Source organism: Methylobacterium terrae, assembly GCF_003173755.1.
In the GTDB taxonomy this organism is placed as follows: Bacteria; Pseudomonadota; Alphaproteobacteria; order Rhizobiales; family Beijerinckiaceae; genus Methylobacterium; species Methylobacterium terrae.
This window is the reverse complement of the sequence record NZ_CP029553.1, coordinates 1,922,053-1,940,029: the sequence shown is the minus strand read 5'-3', so window position 1 is coordinate 1,940,029 and position 17,977 is coordinate 1,922,053. Positions and strand designations below refer to the sequence as shown.

The window sequence follows — 17,977 nt, the reverse complement described above, 5'->3', positions numbered from 1 at the left end:
GCTCCGTGTAGGCGTGCGGGGGCGTTCGGCGCCCCGGTGGGGCCGGCGCCGTCGGTGTTTCGCTTGTCGTGAGTCAGGCTCCCGAGAACCCTCCCGGCGGAGGGGGGAGGGTCCAGGGCCGGCGCGCCTACGGCAGGTGCCGCCGCATCGTGTCCATCCAGTAGCGGTGCTGGATCGCGAACAAGCCCTCGTCCTCGGTCTTGGCGCCGCTGAGCAGCGGCTCCAGCCCGATCGCCCGCGCCCCCTCGTCCGCGCCCTCGATCCAGTGGGTGGCGCCGCGGCAGAGGTCGTTCCACTGCGCCGCGCGGCCGCGATAGCCGATCTGGCAGGCGCGGAACTCCTCCAGGTCGTCCGGGGTCGCCATGCCGCTGGCGTTGAAGAAGTCCTCGTACTGGCGGATGCGCCGGGTCCGGGCGTCGGGCGCCTCGCCCCGCGGCGCGATGCAGTAGATCGTCACCTCGGTCTTATCGACGGCGATCGGCCGGTAGGTGCGGATCTGCGACGAGAACTGGTCCATCAGGTAGACGTTCGGGTAGAGGCAGAGGTTGCGCGAGCGGTTGATCATCCAGTCCGCCATCGCCTGCCCGTGCTGGTCCGCCAGTTCGCCGCGGCGGTCCCAGTTCGGCCGGTCCTCCGGGTTCGCCCAGGTGGTCCAGAGCAGGAGGTGGCCGTGCTCGAACGAGTAGAAGCCGCCGCCCTGCTTCGCCCACCCGCCCGCATCCATGGCGCGGGTCTTGTCGACGACGTGCGATTCCTTGCGCCGGCTGGTGGTGGCGGCGTAGTTCCAGTGCGTCGCGCTGACGTGGTAGCCGTCGGCGCCGTTCTCGGTCTGGAGCTTCCAGTTGCCGTCGAAGACGTAGGTCGAGGCGCCGCGCAGGACCTCGAGCCCGTCCGGCGACTGGTCGACGATCATGTCGATGATCCGCGTCGCCTGGCCGAGATGCTCGGTCAGCGGCTTCACGTCGGGGTTGAGGCTGCCGAACAGGAAGCCGCGGTAGTTCTCGAAGCGCGCCACCTTGGTCAGGTCGTGCGAGCCGTCGCGGTTGAAGCTCTCGGGATAGCCGGCATTCTCCGGATCCTTGACCTTCAGGAGCTTGCCGCCGTTGCTGAAGGTCCAGCCGTGGAACGGGCAGGTGAAGGTCGCCTTGTTGCCGCGCTTGTGCCGGCACACCATCGCGCCGCGGTGGCTGCAGGCGTTGACGAAGGCCTGCAACTCGCCCTTGCGGCTGCGGGTGATGACGACAGGCTGGCGGCCCATGAACGTCGTGAAGTAGTCGTTCGGGTTCGGGATCTGGCTCTCGTGGGCCAGGTAGATCCAGTTGCCCTCGAAGATGTGCTGCATCTCCAATTCGAAGATGCTGGGATCGGTGAAGATGTCCCGGCGGCAGCGGTACACGCCGGTCTCGGCGTTCTCCTCGACCGCGCCCTCGACCACCTGATGCAGTTCGTCCAGCATGATGCTCTCCCTGCCGCGCCGGCTGTTCTTGAGACGAGGGAGGTCGTTGCCGGTCCACGGGATGCGCGGCCGGCTCGGATCTGTCGCTCGTCTGTGCGCAGGGTGGCAGGGTGCTCGTCCTGGACTGTCTCGTCCCGAGCCCCGCTCGCTCCCTGAGCGTTTCCTCTTTTTTCAGTTCTAAGGAAGCGGCATAAGGAGGTCCAAGACCGATTGGGAACAAAACCATTCCTGGCAGGAATGATCGGGGAGGAATGATTGGAGCTGCGCCACCTGCGCTACTTCGTGGCCGTCGCCCGCGCGCAGAGCTTCACCCGCGCGGCGGAGGCGATGCACGTCGCCCAGCCGGCGCTGAGCAAGCAGGTGCAGCACTTCGAGGAGGAGTTCGGCCTGGAACTGATCGAGCGCGGCTCGCGGCCGGTACGGCTGACCGAGCCGGGCCGGGTGATCTACGAGCAGGCCCTGCAGATCCTGGAGCGGGTCGACGACCTGCGCGAGACCGGCCGGCGCCTGCGCGTCGCCGAGCGCAACAGTTTTCGCATCGGCTTCGTCGCCTCGACGCTCTACGGACGGCTCCCGGAGATCCTGCGTGGCTACCGGACGAAACGCCCCGACGTCGACATGACGCTGCTCGAATTGCTGACCCTCGAGCAGATCGCGGCGCTGAAGGAGGGCCGCATCGATGTCGGCTTCGGCCGGGTCGAGATCGAGGATCCGGCGATCGAGCGCGTCCTCCTGCGCAACGAGAAATTGATCGTCGCCGTGCCGATGGCCTGGGACGCCGAGCGCCCGCCGGGCCCCCTGAAGCTCCGCGACCTCGCCGACACGGCCCTGATCCTCTACCCGAAGAGCGCCCGGCCCAACAACGCCGACCGCATCCTGGCACTGTTTCGCGAGCACGGGGTGCGCCCGCCGGTGATCCACGAGGTGCGCGAGCTCCAGACCGCGCTCGGCCTCGTCGCGGCGGAAGCGGGAGTCTGCGTGGTGCCTGCCTCGATCGAGCGCCTGCGCCGCGACGGCGTCGCCTACCGGCCCCTCGACGAGGAGCGGGCGCTGATCCCGGTTATCATGAGCTACCGCAGGAACGACCCCTCGCCGGAGATCGGGTTGATCCTGCAATGCGTGCGGGAGGATTACGAGCGGGAGGGGTTGCGGTTCGGGGTGTGAGGATCGGTGGTGGCGTCTGCTGAAGTCTGACTACTGAGCGGCAATCCCATGTGGTGCGCGTATCCCCTCTCCCCGCGGGCGGGGAGAGGGCTGTGCTCCCGTTCAGGGAGCACAGCGAGGCGGCAGCCGACGGTGAGGGGGCGGTTCCGGAGGAGCCTCGCTCGTCGAGACCCCCTCACCCTCGCTCCGGCTGTCGCCTTCGCTCCCCTCACCCCCGACGAGGGGGGTGAAGGCCTCTCCCCGCCCGCGGGGAGAGGGGAAGACCCGCGCCCATGCCGGAACAGCGCGCAAGGTGGCGCAAGCCCCCGGGCTGACTCACCCCATCACCAATCCCCCATCCACGGTCAGCACCTGCCCGGTCACGAACCGGCTCTCCGCGCTGGCCAGGAACAGCACCGGCCCGGCCACGTCCTCCGGCGTCGCGAGGCGGCGCAAGGGGGTCTGGGCGATCAGCGCCTCGCGCACCTCCTCGGGCGTGTCCCGGCTCGCATCGGTCCCGGTGACCAGCCCCGGCGCCACGCAGTTGACCCGCACGCCGATCGGCCCGAGCTCGGCCGCGAGGTTGCGGCTGAAGCCGACGAGCGCCGCCTTGGCGGTGGTGTAGTCGTGGTAGGGGATGCTCGGGCGCGCGACGAGGTCGCTCGTCAGGTTGACGATGGCGCCCCCGCTGCGCCGGGCGAGCAGCGGCAGCATCGCCCGGACGACCGTGTGGGCCGCCCGCACCGCGCCGTCGAACTGGCGCTGGTAGGCCTCCCACGGCACGTCGGGGAAGCGTGCGCGGCGGTCGGGATCGAAGCGGTAGGGCGCGAAGGCGTTGTTGACGACCGCGTCGAGGCGGCCGACCTCCTCGGCGATCCGCTCCGCCAGGGCCGCCACCGCGCCGGCATCGGTCACGTCGGCCGCGACCGCGAGCGCCTGGCCGCCGAGCGCCCGGCAGCGCTCCGCCACGGCGTGCGCGGCGTCGTGGTTCTGGCGGTAATTGACGACGACGAGGCCGCCCTCACGGGCGAAGGCCGCGGCGATCGCCGCGCCGATGCCGCGGCTGGCCCCCGTGACCAGGACGGCGCGGTCGGTAAACCTCACTTCGTGCCCTCCTTGCCCGGCAGCAGGTCGCTCTTCACCGCCTGGCCCATGTCGAGGGCGCGGGCGATCAGGCCGAGCCGGCGGAAGGTGTCGGCACCCTCTTGCAGGACGGGCAAGTCGAAATGGCCGAGGCCCTCGCGCTCGGTGGTGGGCGACACGCTCGACCGATTGCGCAAGGCGATCACCTCGCGGTTGATCGCCTCGTCGCGGCCGTTGATCGCCCGGGTGACGGCCAGCCGCGCCGCCTCGTCGGGCCTGGCGATCATCCAGGCGGCGGAGTCGCGGTAGGCGGCGAGGAAGCGCTTGAGCAGCGGCTTCCTCGCCTCGTAGTCCTTGCGCGTCACCACGAAGATGTCGCTCGGCAGGTTGAGGTGGTCGCGCACCGCGATCACGTCGACCTCGCCGAGGCCCTTGGCGCGGCCGACGAGGAGCCCGGTATCGGTGGCCGCCGTGGCGTCGACCTGGCCCTGGATCAGGGGCGCGAAGTTGAGGAGACCCGTGACCTCGACCGTCACGTCGCTCTCCTTCAGGCCGGCGCTGGCGAGCAGCAGCAGCAGGTGCTGGCGGGTGCCGCTCGCCAGGCTGTAGACGCCGACGCGCCTGCCCTTGAGGTCGGCCGCCGAGCGGATGCCGCGCTCTTTAAGCGCCACGACGTTGAACACGTTCTGCGGGTAGATGTTGTAGATCGCCACCAGGTCCGCGCCCTTGTCGAGGGCGAGGTAGAACGAGGCCGGGTCGGTGAAGGCGACGTCCGCCTGCCCCGAGAGCAGCGCCTGGATCGCCGCGCCGCCGCCATTGCCCGGCACGTAGTCGAGGGCGATGCCGCGGGCCTTGAACAAGCCGTGGTCGGGCTCGGCGAGCAGGTTGGTGATCTCGCTGATCGGCTGGCTCCAGCCGCCGACGGTGAATTTTTCAGGGGTCTGCGCGAGGGCCGGGCCGCCGAGCCAGGTCAGCGCGAGGACGACGAGGAGACGGAAGGAGGGCATCGTCAGGGTCAACCTCTCGCGTAACGGCGCAGGATCAGGGCCTCGAGCCCCCGCGCGGCCTCGTAGACGGCCATGCCGAGGGCGGTGATCACCACGAAGAGCGCCACGATCAGGCTCGAATCCATCACGCTCTGGGCGGCGATGATCGAGGCGCCGAGGCCCTGGCGGCCGCCGACGAACTCGCCCACCACCGCGCCCACGAGGGCGAGCACGATCGCGACGCGAAAACCCGCCAGGACCACCGGCAGCGCCGAAGGGAGCTTCAGGCGCAAGAGCGTCCGGGCCCGGCCCGCCCCGAGCATGCGAAAGAGCTCGCGCTGGCCCGGATCGACCTGGGCGAGGCCCGTCAGGGTGTTCTCGAACAGCGGGAAGAAGCAGATCAGCGCGGTGATCACCACGGTCGGCGTCAGCCCGAAGCCGAACCAGAGGATCAGCAGGGGGCCGAGCGCCAGCTTCGGCACCAGCTGGCTCGCCAGCACGTAGGGGCGCAGCACCCGGTGGAGCGCCGGCCATTCCGAGAGCAGGATGCCGGCACCGAGCCCGAGGCCCGCGCCGGCAAGCAGCCCGAGCGCCATCTCGGTGACGGTGACCCGCAGGTGCGGCCAGAGCCGGCCGGAGGCGATCTCCCCCCACAGGGTCTCGGCGACGGCCGACGGCGCCGGCAGGACGAGGGGCGAGACGGCGCCCGAGCGGCACCACGCCTCCCAGGCGATCAGAAGGCCCGCCAGCAGCAGGGCCGAGGCGAGGCGCGCCCTCACGCCGCCCGCCCGAGAGCCGGGGAGGCGTCCATGATCGCGCGCAGATGGCGGCACGCCGCCCCGAAGGCGGGCTCGTAGCGGATGCCGGGAGGCCGCGGCCGGGGCAGCGGGACCGCGCCCTCGTGGATCAGGCGCCCGGCCGCCATCACCCCGACCCGGTCGCCGAGGGTGACCGCCTCGGCGATGTCGTGGGTGACGAAGAGCGCCGCGGTCCCGCGCGAGGCGCAGAGGCCCAGGAGGTCGTCCTGCAACTCCTCGCGGGTCAGCGCGTCGAGGGCGGCGAAGGGCTCGTCGAGGAGCAGGAGGTCCGGGCCGCCGATGAGCGCCCTCGCCATCGCGACCCGGCTCCGCTGCCCGCCCGAGAGGGCGGCGGGCCGGCGGCCGGCGAGGTCGCCGAGGCCCATCGCCGCGAGCAGGTCGCGGGCGGCGTCCCGGTCGGCGGGACGGGGCCGGCGCTTGAGCGAGACCGGCAAGAGCACGTTGTCGAGGGCGCAGAGCCAGTCGAGGAGGGTCGGGGCCTGGAACACGAAGCCGACGCGGGGGGAGGGGCCGCGCAAGGCTTCGCCGCCGAGCCGGACCGTGCCGTGATCCGGCGCCAGCAGGCCGGCGGCGAGCTTGAGCAACGTCGTCTTGCCGCAGCCGCTGCGGCCGAGCAGGCAGTGGATCGCCCCGCGGGGGATCGCCCAGTCGACGCCCGCCACGGTCTCGGCCGGGTCGCCGGGGAAGCGGTAGCGCACGCCGTCGAGGGCGAGGAAGGCGTCAGTCGGCATAGGGCGCGAAGCCTTCCGCCGCCGCCTCGGCGCTCGCCTCGATCTCCGTCACGGTGACGAGGTCGAGGAGGCTGAAGCGCCCGTCATGGTGCCAGCCGGCCTCCGGCGCGGTCATGCGGCCGATGGCCGAGATCCGGGTGACGCCGACCGCCGCGAGGTCGTCGGCGAGCGTCAGCAGCCGCGCGGGGGCGGCGGCGATCCCGGCGGTCTGGAGGTAGGCGCGATGGGGGGCGACCAGGGCCGGCACCTCGGCGAGATCGTCGAGCGCCACCACCGCGACGGTGCGGTTGAGGCCCGACGGGCTCAAGGCGGCGGCCTCGTCGAGGAGGGCGACGCTCCACGGATCGGCCGGGTCGCCGAGGAGCGCCGCGCCACCATCCAGGGCGCGCATCTCGTGGGCGCTGCGCCACCCGGCGATCGCGGCGGCCTCGCCCGCGTCGAGCCGCCGGCGCGGGTGGCGGCTCGCCATCGCGGCGAGCTCGTGGGCGAGGTGGCGGGCGAACGCGTCCGGCGCCACCGCGCCGCCGCGCTCGACGAACAGCATCTGCGGCGCGTAGCAGCCCTGCTGCTCGTAGCGCACGACGTCGTGGGCGGCGAGCCGCGCGAGCGGGCCGGCGCGGCGGCTGTCGAGCGCCTCGCGGGCGACCATCGCGAAGCCGATGCGGTGGCCGTGCGGCAGGAACCGGGCCGTGATCGGCAGCTTGGCGCGCAACGCCGCGAGCGTCGCGTTGCCGCCATAGGCCATGACGCAATCGGCCTCTCCCAGGAACGCTCCTTCGATCGCGTCCTCGCCGCCCTTCCACCAGGTGATCGCGAGGCACTCCCCGAGCTCGGGATCGGCCTCCGCGACGAGCCCCGCGAACCAGCCCGCGGTCAGCGGCTCGGCCGAGGCGAGCTTGCCGATCGTGCCGGCCTTGACGAGCAGGCCCGCGACGAGGCTCCACAGCGGCAGGGCCGGGACGTTGCCGGCCCAGACGTGGAGCAGCAGGTCGGGCGCCTTCGCCCGCACGAACCCGCCCTTCACCGCCGGCCGGAAGCCGTCGAGCATCCCGGGATCGGAAAAGTCCTCGGCCAGGAAGCGCAGAAGCTGCGGCCGCCGGAAGGTCTTGAGGGTGCTCGTCAGGCCGAGCCGCACGGTCTCGCGGTCGTAGCCGGTGACGACCGGGAGCAGCGCCTCGGCCTTGCGGCGCAGGGGGTGGGCGCGGTCGAGCAGGCAGGCGCTCGCCCGGTCGATGGCGGCGACGATGCGGGCGGTCTCCATCCGCCGCAAGCGCTCGCGGGCTTGGCGTCGGATATGGGCGCACAGGGCCCCGGCCTGGCCCTCGCTCAAGGACGGCAGCGCGACCGCGACGGTCTCGCCCCAGGCCGTGTGCGCGGCGACGCGCCGGCCGACCGGCTCGGGGAAGATATCCGGCAGGTGGCCGGCCTGCTCGACCGCGCTCATCCCTGTGCGGCGGCCAGGAACTCGGCCACCGCGACCGAGCAGCCGCGGGAGGCCGAGCCCTCGACCCGCCCGAGCAGCCGGAAGCCCCCGGGCACGACCACCCCGGCATCCTCGGTCAGGATCGCCGAGACCGAATTGAAATGCGCGAGGTCGTGGTGGACCAGCACGCCGGTCTCGCCCTCCGGGAGATCCTGGCCGGTCAGCGGATCGACGACGCGGCTGCGGATCCAGTGCGGACCGGACTTCACCGGCGGGCAGGCCGCGTTGCCGTCGTCGTAGAACTGTGTGCTCAGCTCGGTCATGCCGTACATGTTGAAGCAGGCCGCCCGCGGCACCCCGAACGCCTGCGACAGCCCGTCGTAGAACGCGTCCGGCTCGATCTCCCGCGACTGGCCCTTGAAGCCGCCGGTGTCGAACAGGAAACTCCCCGGCGGCAGGGCGAAGCGGCGACCCCGATCGCGAAGCGCGTCCATCACCGGCACGAAGGCGTAGGTGGCGCCGAGCAGCGCGATGGGCGCGCCCGAGGCCTCGGCCTCACCGAGCGCGCGCAGGAGCGCGTCGAGGTCGAGCCCGCCTTGACGGACGAAGACCGCGCTGTCCGGCGTGCCGAACCGCTCCTTCGCCAGCGCCAGGTAGTGGGCGAGCGAGGAATTCGGCAGCGCCGCCTCGTCCGGGAACAGGATGCCCATCCGGATCGTCTTTCGCCCGCGCATGATCCGGGCGGAGAAGCCCGCCAGCATCGAGGCGTCGTAGACCGCGAGCGTCGGATGGTAGCTGCGGCCGCGCCCGCTTCCGGTCGTGCCGCTCGTCATGAACACCCGCTCGGCCGCCTCCGGCGGGCAGCAGCTCAGGGTCAGGTCCTTGAACGCCTTGATCGGCACCGCCGGGATGTCGTGCCAGCGCCGCACCGTGAGCGGCGTGCGCCCGCGCGCCTGGGCGAAGCGGCGGTAGGGCGCGTTGTGCGTGAACTGGTGGGCGAACAGCCGCAGGGCCAGCGCCTCGAACGCGTCGTCGGTCGCGTCGTCCCGCGCGATGAAGGCGAGCAGCGCCTCGACGATCTCGGCTTGCGACATGACGGCCACCTCGCGCCCGTTCCCGGGCGACGGCCATGCGCGAGCGGAGAGATCATGCGCGAAAAGACGGCTCGGTCGGCCCTGGAGCCCGTGCCGGTCCCGCATCCCTACGCCGGCATGACCCGGATCAGGTTCATAGGGTCACCGCGGCGCCCGGACGGGTCCGGACCGGCGGAATCTCAGCCTCCTCGCGAGGCTCCCCTGGGAGCGGGGGAGAGTGGGGGGCGTGGGCGCGGGTGTCAAGCTGGGCGCCCCAACCCCTCGGCGAGCCGCCGGAACGCGTCGAGGGCCTTTCCCAGCACCGCCTCGGGCGCGTCCGAGGCCGCGACCCACAAAGCCGCGTGGAGCGAGGCGCCGTTGAGGAGGCGCGCCGCCGCCTCCGGGTCGATCGCCGGGATCGCCCCGTCCGCGACGAGGGCCCCGATGCGCCGGGTCGTCTCGGCGAGGCAGGCGTTCTGGCTCGGCCAGCGGGACGGATCGCCGAGCACCGCCGGGCCGTCGAGGAGCACGATGCGCTGGATCTCGGGCTCCAGCGCCATCTCGATATAGGCCCGGTACTCGTCGAGGAGCCCGTGCCACGGCGTCGGCGCGCCCTCGCCGACGACCCGCAGCCGCGCCGCCATCTCGGCGTCGATGCGATCGATGACCGCCTGGAGCAGCCCCTTCTTGTCGCCGAAATGGTGGTAGAGCGCGCCGCGCGTCAGCCCGGCCTCGGCGGTCAGGTCGTCCATCGAGGCGGCCGCGTAGCCCTTCGTCGCGAAGGCGTCCCGGGCGGCCCGGAGGAGCTTCCCCTTCGTCTCCTCCATCATCCGCGCGCGTCGTCCGGCCATTCCGCTCCCTCGTGACATACGCGCCGTATGTGAATTGACATACGGCGCGTATCCATGCTCCTTCACATACGGACCGTATATCAACGCGCGGCCCGGAGGAGCAACCCATGGCGCAAGCCCGACCCACCCGCGACGCCGTCTTCCCGCCCGGCCGGCAGGCCCTCTACGACAAGCACCGCTACTCGGCGGCGATCCGCTCCGGCGACCTCCTGTTCGTCTCCGGCCAGGTCGGCAGCCGCGAGGACGGGTCGCCCGAGCCCAAGTTCGAGGCCCAGGTCGCGCAGGCCTTCGCCCGGCTCGCGGCGGTGCTGGCGGCGGCGGGCTGCACCTTCGACGACGTCGTCGACGTGACGACCTTCCACACCGACCCGGAGGCGCAGTTCGACGCGGTGATGCGGGTGCGCGATCGGGTGATCGGCGAGCCGCCCTACCCGAACTGGACCGCCGTCGGGGTGACCTGGCTCGCGGGCTTCGACTTCGAGATCAAGGCGATCGCGCGCATTCCCGCCGGCGGCCGGGCGGCCGGCGCTTGACCGCGGGGGCGCGGGGGCGGATGACCGCGCCCCCGCACCCGGCCGGCCCCGGTCCGGATGCGGGCGCTTCCCCGATGCAGGTCCCGTCCCGATGCAGGTCCTCCTCCGATGATCGTCCGTTCCCGCCCCGGCGCCCTCGCGATCCTGTTCGCGCTGCGCGGGTCGATCCTGCCGCAGATCGCCCCGCAGGTGATCGGGATCACGGCGGTGGCCTGCCTGGTGGTGGCGACGGAGCAGGGCTGGGCCCGCGCGATCCCGCTCCATGCCGGCATCGGGCCGTTCACGCTGATCGGCCTCGCCCTGTCGATCTTCCTCAGCTTCCGCAACAACGCCTGCTACGATCGCTGGTGGGAGGCCCGGAAGGTCTGGGGCGCCCTGATCGTCGAGGCGCGGGGCCTTGCCCGCCTGCTCGGCGCGCTTCTGCCGGAGGACGAGGCTCGCCGGCGGCGCTGCCTGAACCGGCTCGCCGGCTTCACCCACGCGCTCCATGCCCGCCTGCGGGGCAGGGACGCCGCGGCCGAGGCGGCCCCGTTCCTGCCGGAGGCCGAGCGCGGGCGCCTGGCCGCCTGCGCGAGCCCCGCCGACGCGGCGCTGACCGGCCTCGCGATCGATCTCGGCGGGGCCGTGCGGGAGGGCGCCTTGAGCGACGTGTCGTTCGGCCTGATCGAGGGGAAGCTCGCCGGGCTGTCGGGCGTGCAGGCGGCCTGCGAGCGCATCCAGGGCACGCCCCTGCCCTTCGCCTACACGCTGCTCCTCTACCGCACCGCCTGGCTCTACTGCCTGCTCCTGCCGTTCGGGCTGGCTGCGTCCCTGGGCTGGGGCACGCCGGTGGCGACGGCGCTCGTCGCCTACACGTTCTTCGGCCTCGACGCGCTCGGCGACGAGCTCGAGGAGCCGTTCGGCGCGGCCGCCAACGACCTGCCCCTCGACGCGCTCCTGCGCACCGTCGACGGCGTGGTGCAGGACGCCCTCGGCGAGCCGGTGCCGCCGCCGCTGGCGCCGGAGCGCTACTGGCTGCGCTGAGCGCAGCCGCCTGCGCTGAGCGCAGCCGCCTGCACCGACGCGCGCTACGGGCTCGGCATGGTGAGGACGAGGGGCCCGTTGCGGGTCGCCACCACCGTGTGCTCGTACTGCACCGTCAGCGCCTGCGGCCGGCTGTAGAGGGTCCAGGGATCGTCGCCGTTCTCGGCGAAGTCGGCGCCGAGCGACAGGAACGGCTCGACGGTGAAGACCAGCCCCTCGGCCATGATCCGGCGCTCGGAGGCGTCGGGCCAGGTCGCGATCTCGGTCGGCTCCTCGTGCAGCGAGGCGCCGACGCCGTGGCTCGCGAGGTTGCGCACCAGGGTGTAGCCGTTCTTCTTCGCGAAGGCGCCGACCGCCCGGCCGATGCCCGACAGCGGCTTGCCGGCCCCGACCTGGCGCAAGCCGGTCCACATCGCCCGGCGCCCGTCCCGGCACAGCCGCTCGACCGCCCGGGTCACCGGCGGCACCGCGAAGGAGGCGCCGGTATCGGAGAACCAGCCGTCCTTCTCGGCCGAGACGTCGACGTTGACGAGGTCGCCGGCCAGGATCCGGCGGTTCCCCGGGATGCCGTGGGCGATCTCCTCGTTGACGCTGATGCAGGTCGCGCCCGGGAACCCGTAGACCATCTCGGGCGCCGGGCGGGCGCCCTCGCGCTCGAGGACGTCGCGCCCGATCCGGTCGAGCTCGGCCGTGGTCATGCCGGGTTCGATCGATTTGCCCATGATCTCCAGCGCGTCGGCGACGATGCGGCCGATCCGCCGCAATCCCTCCAGCTCGTCGTCGCTCGACACCGTCATGTGGTCGTTCCTCGCGCGGCCGGACCGCAAGATCCCGTGCGCTTGTGCCATCGCGGCGGGGGCGGGCAAAGTCCCGGGTGGAAGGCTTCGAGTCCGAGCGGCCCCACAAGTCCGAAGCACGGCGTCCTTCACCCCCGGGGAGGGGAAAGACGCTGGTCTCCCCCTCTCCCCGCGGGCGGGGAGAGGGCTGCGCCCCCCTCGTCGGGGGCGCAGCAAGCCCGCAGGGCGAGGGTGAGGGGGCGGTTCCGGAAGAGCCTCGCTCGTCGAGACCCCCTCACCCTCACTCCGGCTTCGCCTGCGCTTGCTGGGTTCCCTGAACGGGAACCCAGCCCTCTCCCCGCCCGCGGGGAGAGGAGGATACTCGCGCCTCTATTTGATCAGGAACATCACGCGGAACTCGCGTCAGCCGCCGACCAGCGCCCGCGTCAGGTCACTCTCCGGGTCGGCCAGCCCCGCGATGACGCTGAAATGGTGGGCACCGGCGATCTCGAACGCCTCCGTCTCCGCCCCGAGCCCGTGCCAGATCGTCGGCAGCAGCAGGTTCTGGCGGCGGAACTCCGGCAGCTCGTCGCTCCCCGCGACGGCGATCAGCCTGGCGCCGGAGCGGGGCGCGTGGAGGACCGGGCTCTCGGCGCGGGCCTCGTCCGAGTCGAGGCGCAGGATCTCGTTCATCTGCGTCGCGAGGAGCGGGCGCAGGTCGTGGACGCCGCTGATCGACACGGTCCTGGCGATCCGCCCGGCGCAGGCGGGGGCGACGTCGGTGCAGAGCATCCGGGTGACGAGGTGGCCGCCGGCGGAGTGGCCCGAGAGGTGGATCGGCCCCGCCACCTCGGCGCTCGCCTGGTCGAGGAAGGCGGCGATCTCGGCGGTGATCGCCGAGAGGCGCGCCTCCGGGCAGAGTGTGTAGCTCGGCAGCGCGACGGCGAAGCCGTGGGCGAGCGGCCCCGCGGCGAGGTGCGACCAGACCGAGCGGTCGAACGCCTTCCAGTAGCCGCCATGGACGAACACCGCGAGGCCGGTGGGCTCAGCCTCGGGCAGGAACAGGTCGTAGGCGTGGCGCAGGCCGGCGCCGTAGGGCAGGGCGAGGCGGGCGCGGCCCCGTGCCGAGAGCCGGTCGCGGAAGGCCGCCGCCGCCTCGCTCCAGCGCGGCGGGTAGGTCTTGGCGTCGGGGATCGCGCCCACGTTGTCGTAGGCGCGGTCGATGTCGCGCAGGGGACCGCCGGTGGTCCAGGTCGGCGCCCGCATCACGCGGCGTCCGGCACGATCGCGGTCGCCTCGATCTCGACCAGCGCGCCGGGCTCGACGAGGTCGGCGACGCCGACCAGCGCCATGGCGGGGAAGTGGCGGCCCATCACCCGGCGGTAGACCGGCCCGAGCTCGGGCAGCGCGGCGCGGTAGGTGTCGACGCTGCGCACGTACCAGGTCAGGCGGGCGACGTGCTCCGGCCCGGCCCCGGCCTCGGCCAGCACGGCGACGATGTTGCGTAAGGTTTGCTCGACCTGGGGCAGGAAGCCCTCGGCCAGGACCTCGTCGGCGTCCCAGCCGATCAGGCCGCCGGTCATCACCACGGTGCCGCGGCCGGCCATGCCGTTGGCGTAGCCCTTCGGCTTCTTCCAGCCCGGGGGCTGGAGGGTCGAGAGGGCGGGGCTCTCGGGGTGGAGCGGGATCGGGCTGGCGGTCATGCGGTCTCTCCCTGGACGGTGGCGGCTTGCGCCTCGGCCTGCCGGCGCAGGGCGAAGCGTTGCAGCTTGCCGGATTCGGTCTTGGGCAGGCTCTCCACGTAGTGCAGGGCCCGCGGGTACTTGTAGGGCGCGAGGTCGTTCTTCACGTGCTCCTGCAGCGCCTTCGTCAGCGCCTCGGTCCCGGTGAAGCCCGCGTTCAGCACCACGTAGGCGGCGACGATCCGGCCGCGCTCCGGGCAGGGCGCCGCGACGACGCCGCATTCGGCCACCGCCGGATGGGCGAGCAGGCTCGCCTCCACCTCCGGCCCGGCGATGTTGTAGCCGGCCGAGACGATCATGTCGTCGTTGCGGGCCTGGAACCAGAAATAGCCGTCGGCATCCTGCAGGTAGGTGTCGCCGGTGACGTTCCAGCCGTCCCGGACGTAAGAGCTCTGGCGCTCGTCGGCGAGGTAGCGGCAGCCGATCGGCCCGCGCACCGCGAGGCGCCCCGGCACCCCGGGCGGGCACGGCGCGCCGTCCGGATCGATCACCCGCGCCTCGTAGCCCGGTACCGGCCGGCCCGTGGCGCCGGGGCGGATCTCGTCCTCGGGCGAGGCGATGAAGATGTGCAGCATCTCGGTCGCGCCGATGCCGTCCATCAGCTTGAGGCCGGTCGCCTTCGCCCAGGCGTGCCAGGTCGGCGCCGGCAGGGTCTCGCCGGCCGAGACGCACTTGCGCAAGCTCGACAGGTCGTGCCGGCCGACGAGCCCGAGCATCGCCCGGTAGGCGGTCGGCGCCGTGAACAGCACGGTCGCGCGGTGGCGCTCGATCGCCGCCGCGAGTTCGGCCGGCCCCGCCTTCTCGAGCAAGACCGCCCGGGCGCCGACCCGGAACGGAAACAGCACCAGCCCGCCGAGGCCGAAGGTGAAGGCGAGCGGCGGCGAGCCGACGAACACGTCGTCTTCCGTCGCCTGCAGCACCTCGCGGCCGTAACAGTCGCAGATCACCAGGAGGTCGCGCTGGTAGTGGATCGTCGCCTTCGGCAGGCCGGTGGTGCCGGAGGTGAAGCCGAGCAGGCACGGGTCGTCGGCCCGGGTCGGGGGCGCCTCGAAATGCTCGCTCGCACCTGCGAGAAGGTCGCCGAGCTCGCCGCCGGCGGTGCCGCGCCAGGTCACGATCCGCACCGGATCGGTTCGGCCGTCGGCGGCCTTCGCCATCTCGTCGATCAGCCCGGCATCGCACAGCGCCAGCGGGATGCGGGCCTTGTCGAGGATCTGGGTCAGCTCGCGCGCCCGCAAGAGCGGCATCGTCGCCACCACGATCCCGCCCGCCTTGATGATGGCGAGGTAGAGCGCGACCTTGGTCGGGTTGTTGGCCGAGCGCAGCAGGACGCGACCGCCCGGCACGAGGCCGAGCCGGTCCACCAGCACGTTCGCCATCCGGTCGATCTGCCGCTTCAGCTCGGCATAGGTCCAGGTCACGTCCGGGCCGACGAGCGCCACCCGCTCGCCGCGCCCCTCCGCCACGTGGCGGTCGACCAGCTCGACGGTGGCGTTCAGGTGCTCGGGGTAGCCAAGCCGGTCGAGGTTGACGAAGTCCGGCATCCGGTCCGGCGGGGGCAGGTTGTCCCGCACGAAGGTGTCGGGGAGGCGCGCCCACGGGCTGCCGCCGGGGCGGGGGGAGGCCTCGGGAGCGGTCGCCGGGATGTCCGGCATCGGGATCGGGGTCTCCGGCATGGCGGCCTCCATCGGACGGTCCTCCTCTCAGGCGAGAATCTGGCGGGCGATGACGAGCTTCTGGACCTCGGTGGCGCCCTCGTAGATCCGCAGCGCCCGGATCTCGCGGTAGAGCGTCTCCGGCACCGAGCCGGAGCGGACGCCCTCGCCGCCGTGGAGCTGCACCGCCCGGTCGATCACCTCCTGCGCGGCTTCCGTCGCCACCATCTTGGCCATCGCGGCCTCGCGGGTGATGCGGGGCGCCCCGGAATCGCGGGTCCAGGCGGCGCGGTAGACGTGGAGCGCCGCACTATCGATCGCCGTCGCCATCTCGGCGAGGCTGGTCTGGGTCAGCTGCATCGCGGCGAGCGGCGCCCCGAACAGTTTTCGGGTCTGCGCCCGCGTCAGGGAGGCGTCGAGGGCGCGGCGGGCGAAGCCGAGCGCCGCGGCGCCGACGGTGGAGCGGAAGACGTCGAGCGTCGCCATCGCGACCTTGAACCCGGCTCCGCCCTCGCCGATGCGGTTCTCCGCCGGCACCCGGCAATCGTCGAAGCGAAGGCGTGCGAGCGGATGCGGCGCGATGGTGTCGAGGCGCTCCGCCACCGTCAGGCCGGGCGTGTCCGCCGGCACGAGGTAGGCCGAGAGGCCGCGCGCGCCCGGCGCCTCGCCGCTGCGGGCGAAGACGACGTACGTGTCGGCGATGCCGCCGTTCGAGATCCAGGTCTTCTCGCCGGTGAGCCGCACCGTGCCGTCGGGCAGCGGCTCCGCCGCGAGCGCGATCTGGGCGACGTCCGAGCCCGCCTCCGGCTCGGTCAGCGCGAAGGCGGCGATGCGGCGCCCGGCCCTGACCCCGGGGAGCACCGCCTCCCGCTGCGCCGCCGTGCCGGAGAGCGTCAGCGCCCCGGTGCCGAGGCCCTGCATGGCGAAGGCGAAATCGGCGAGCCCGTCGTGGCGGGCGAAGGTCTCGCGGAGAAGGCAGAGCGCCCGCACGTCGAAGCGCCCGTCCTCGGGGGCGGCGAAGCGCAGGAAGCCGGCCTCGCCGAGGGCCGCGACGAGGCGCCGGCACGAGCCGTCGACGTCGTGATGGTCGACGAGGGCGGGCACCGTGCGGGCGGCCCAGGAATCGGCCTCGAGAGCGAGGTCGCGGTGGCGGGGCTCGAAGAACGGCCAGTCGAGGAAGCTGCGGTCGGGCATGGTCAGAGGCTCCCCATCCGATTCATCCCGCCCGCACCCTCATCCTGAGGTGCGACCGGAGGGAGCCTCGAAGGAGGGCTCCAGGGATCGCGGAGATTGCTGGAGCGCTCCTTCGAGGCCGCTGCGCGGCACCTCAGGATGAGGTGGAGGGTGGGAGGAAGCGGGCTTCCGAGGGTCATCGCTCAATTCCCCTCGAAGACCGGCTTCGTTTTGCCGGCGAAGGCCTCGAAGGCGCGGCGGAAATCCTGGGTCTTCATGCAGAGCGCCTGGGCCATCGCCTCGGCGTCGATGGCGGCATCCACCCCCATCGCCCATTCCATGTGCAGCATCCGCTTGGTCAGGCCGTTGGCGTAGGCCGGGCCTTGCACCAGCGCGCGGGCGGTCTCGCGGGCCGCGGTCAAAGCCTCTCCCGTCGGGACGAGGCGGTTGAAGAAGCCCCAGCGCTCGCCCTCCTCGGCGCTCATGAAGCGGCCGGTATAGAGAAGCTCCGAGGCCCGGCCCTGGCCGACGATCCGGGGCAGGATCGCGCAGGCGCCCATGTCGCAGCCGGCGAGCCCCACCCGGTTGAACAGGAACGCCACCTTGGCGCCGGTGCCCGCCACCCGCAGGTCGGAGGCCATGGCGATGATCGCGCCGGCTCCCGCGCAGACACCCTCGACCGCGGCGACGACCGGCTGCGGGCAGGCCCGCATCTCCTTGACGAGGTCGCCGGTCATCGTCGTGAAGGCGTGGAGGTCGGCCGCCCCCATGGTGGTCAGCGGCTCGATGATCTCGAACACGTCGCCGCCGCTGGAAAAATTGCCGCCGGCGCCCGTGATGACGACCGCGGTCACGCTCTCCTCGAAGCGCAGGGCCGGAAGGTGTCGCGCAGTTCGGCGTAGCTCTCGAAGGTGAGCGGGTTCTTCTTCTCCGGCCGGTTGAGCGTCACGGTCGCGATGCCGCCGTCGATCGCGAAGCCGAAATGCTGCGGCGTGAAGCCCTCGAGCGGGGCCGCGATGGCGTTCTGGCGCCTCATTGTGCCTCCCTGGCGTTTTGGCTTGGGCTTCTCGGAATTGCCGCCCGGCCGCACCGAGGCCTTGAGGGCGGAGAGCTGGGTCGAGAGCGCTTCCTGCTCGGCGGGGTCGAGGGCGCCGACGAGCTCGGCGATCCAGTCGGCATGGGCCCGCGCCATCTCGGCGAAGACCGCGCGGCCTTGGCGCGTCAGGCGCACCTGTACCGCCCGGCGGTCGACCTCCGAGACCTGGCGGTCGATCAGCTCCTCCTGCGCCAGCCGCTCGACGAGGCCGGTGACGTTGCCGTTCGAGACCATCATCCGGCGCGACAGCTCGCCGAGCTGGATGCCGTCGGGCGCGCGCTCGAGCTGCGCCATCAGGTCGAAGCGAGGGAGCGTGGTGTTGAAGCGGTCGCGCAGGCGCCGGCGGATCTCCGCCTCGATGGTGTTGGCGGTGGTGAGCAGCCGCAGCCACAGCCGCAGCTCGCTGCGATGGGCG

16 protein-coding genes, 2 pseudogenes and 1 riboswitch are annotated in these 17,977 nt (G+C 72.6%); of the genes and pseudogenes, 3 read left to right on the top strand and 15 right to left on the bottom strand.

Annotated elements, in window-relative coordinates; all coding sequences use genetic code 11:
• Window positions 1-127 precede the first annotated feature (127 nt).
• Window positions 128-1,456, bottom strand: coding sequence for a benzoate 1,2-dioxygenase large subunit (gene benA, locus DK419_RS08700; protein ID WP_109958729.1), 1,329 nt, complete (start codon window positions 1,454-1,456; stop codon window positions 128-130).
• A 255-nt stretch (window positions 1,457-1,711) separates the two neighbouring features.
• Here benA and DK419_RS08695 point away from each other — a divergent pair, with 255 nt between their 5' ends.
• The gene (locus DK419_RS08695) at window positions 1,712-2,620 is read left to right on the top strand and encodes a LysR family transcriptional regulator (protein WP_109958728.1); all 909 of its coding nucleotides are present in this window, start codon (window positions 1,712-1,714) and stop codon (window positions 2,618-2,620) included.
• Between the two features lie 315 nt (window positions 2,621-2,935).
• Here DK419_RS08695 and DK419_RS08685 read toward each other — a convergent pair whose 3' ends face one another.
• The 7 genes from DK419_RS08685 to DK419_RS08655 form a co-directional block, all read right to left on the bottom strand.
• Complete coding sequence (locus DK419_RS08685) at window positions 2,936-3,703, bottom strand: SDR family oxidoreductase (protein ID WP_109958727.1); 768 nt, start codon at window positions 3,701-3,703, stop codon at window positions 2,936-2,938.
• Window positions 3,700-4,689 (bottom strand): ABC transporter substrate-binding protein, encoded by a 990-nt coding sequence (locus tag DK419_RS08680; RefSeq protein WP_109962199.1) that lies wholly within the window; start codon window positions 4,687-4,689, stop codon window positions 3,700-3,702. Before DK419_RS08680 ends, DK419_RS08685 begins: the two co-directional genes overlap by 4 nt.
• A gap of 8 nt (window positions 4,690-4,697) precedes the next feature.
• Window positions 4,698-5,447 (bottom strand): ABC transporter permease, encoded by a 750-nt coding sequence (locus DK419_RS08675; RefSeq protein ID WP_109958726.1) that lies wholly within the window; start codon window positions 5,445-5,447, stop codon window positions 4,698-4,700.
• On the bottom strand, window positions 5,444-6,217 hold the full coding sequence (locus tag DK419_RS08670; protein ID WP_109958725.1) for an ABC transporter ATP-binding protein: 774 nt from the start codon (window positions 6,215-6,217) through the stop codon (window positions 5,444-5,446). Before DK419_RS08670 ends, DK419_RS08675 begins: the two co-directional genes overlap by 4 nt.
• A complete protein-coding gene (locus DK419_RS08665) occupies window positions 6,207-7,661 on the bottom strand; it encodes an acyl-CoA reductase (protein ID WP_109958724.1) in 1,455 nt (484 codons plus the stop codon). Before DK419_RS08665 ends, DK419_RS08670 begins: the two co-directional genes overlap by 11 nt.
• On the bottom strand, window positions 7,658-8,734 hold the full coding sequence (locus DK419_RS08660; protein WP_109958723.1) for a LuxE/PaaK family acyltransferase: 1,077 nt from the start codon (window positions 8,732-8,734) through the stop codon (window positions 7,658-7,660). The genes DK419_RS08665 and DK419_RS08660 overlap by 4 nt, the downstream gene beginning before the upstream one ends.
• Window positions 8,735-8,838: 104 nt before the next feature.
• A riboswitch (TPP riboswitch) is annotated at window positions 8,839-8,937 on the bottom strand.
• Between the two features lie 36 nt (window positions 8,938-8,973).
• The gene (locus tag DK419_RS08655; protein WP_109958722.1) at window positions 8,974-9,564 is read right to left on the bottom strand and encodes a TetR/AcrR family transcriptional regulator; all 591 of its coding nucleotides are present in this window, start codon (window positions 9,562-9,564) and stop codon (window positions 8,974-8,976) included.
• A 107-nt stretch (window positions 9,565-9,671) separates the two neighbouring features.
• On the opposite strand from DK419_RS08655, the gene DK419_RS08650 reads away from it, so the two are divergent.
• Together DK419_RS08650 and DK419_RS08645 are read left to right on the top strand one after the other, a co-directional pair.
• Window positions 9,672-10,097, top strand: a complete 426-nt coding sequence (locus DK419_RS08650) for a RidA family protein (RefSeq protein WP_109958721.1) — start codon at window positions 9,672-9,674, stop codon at window positions 10,095-10,097.
• A 108-nt stretch (window positions 10,098-10,205) separates the two neighbouring features.
• Window positions 10,206-11,120, top strand: coding sequence for a bestrophin family protein (locus DK419_RS08645; protein WP_109958720.1), 915 nt, complete (start codon window positions 10,206-10,208; stop codon window positions 11,118-11,120).
• Between the two features lie 44 nt (window positions 11,121-11,164).
• Here the strand turns inward: DK419_RS08645 and map are convergent, their stop codons facing one another.
• The 7 genes and pseudogenes from map to DK419_RS29975 all read right to left on the bottom strand — a co-directional run.
• Complete coding sequence (gene map, locus DK419_RS08640; RefSeq protein ID WP_109958719.1) at window positions 11,165-11,917, bottom strand: type I methionyl aminopeptidase; 753 nt, start codon at window positions 11,915-11,917, stop codon at window positions 11,165-11,167.
• Between the two features lie 402 nt (window positions 11,918-12,319).
• The gene (locus tag DK419_RS08635) at window positions 12,320-13,162 is read right to left on the bottom strand and encodes an alpha/beta hydrolase (protein WP_109958718.1); all 843 of its coding nucleotides are present in this window, start codon (window positions 13,160-13,162) and stop codon (window positions 12,320-12,322) included.
• Complete coding sequence (locus DK419_RS08630) at window positions 13,162-13,599, bottom strand: RidA family protein (protein ID WP_109958717.1); 438 nt, start codon at window positions 13,597-13,599, stop codon at window positions 13,162-13,164. Before DK419_RS08630 ends, DK419_RS08635 begins: the two co-directional genes overlap by 1 nt.
• Window positions 13,596-15,182, bottom strand: a complete 1,587-nt coding sequence (locus tag DK419_RS08625) for an AMP-binding protein (protein WP_245442998.1) — start codon at window positions 15,180-15,182, stop codon at window positions 13,596-13,598. Before DK419_RS08625 ends, DK419_RS08630 begins: the two co-directional genes overlap by 4 nt.
• A 159-nt stretch (window positions 15,183-15,341) precedes the next feature.
• A complete protein-coding gene (locus tag DK419_RS08620; protein WP_109958716.1) occupies window positions 15,342-16,487 on the bottom strand; it encodes an acyl-CoA dehydrogenase family protein in 1,146 nt (381 codons plus the stop codon).
• A gap of 182 nt (window positions 16,488-16,669) precedes the next feature.
• Window positions 16,670-17,502 (bottom strand): annotated as a pseudogene (locus tag DK419_RS08615) (enoyl-CoA hydratase family protein).
• Window positions 17,503-17,760: 258 nt separating this feature from the next.
• Window positions 17,761-17,856, bottom strand: a pseudogene (locus DK419_RS29975) (MarR family winged helix-turn-helix transcriptional regulator); the annotation flags it as partial.
• Between the last annotated feature and the right edge of the window lie 121 nt (window positions 17,857-17,977).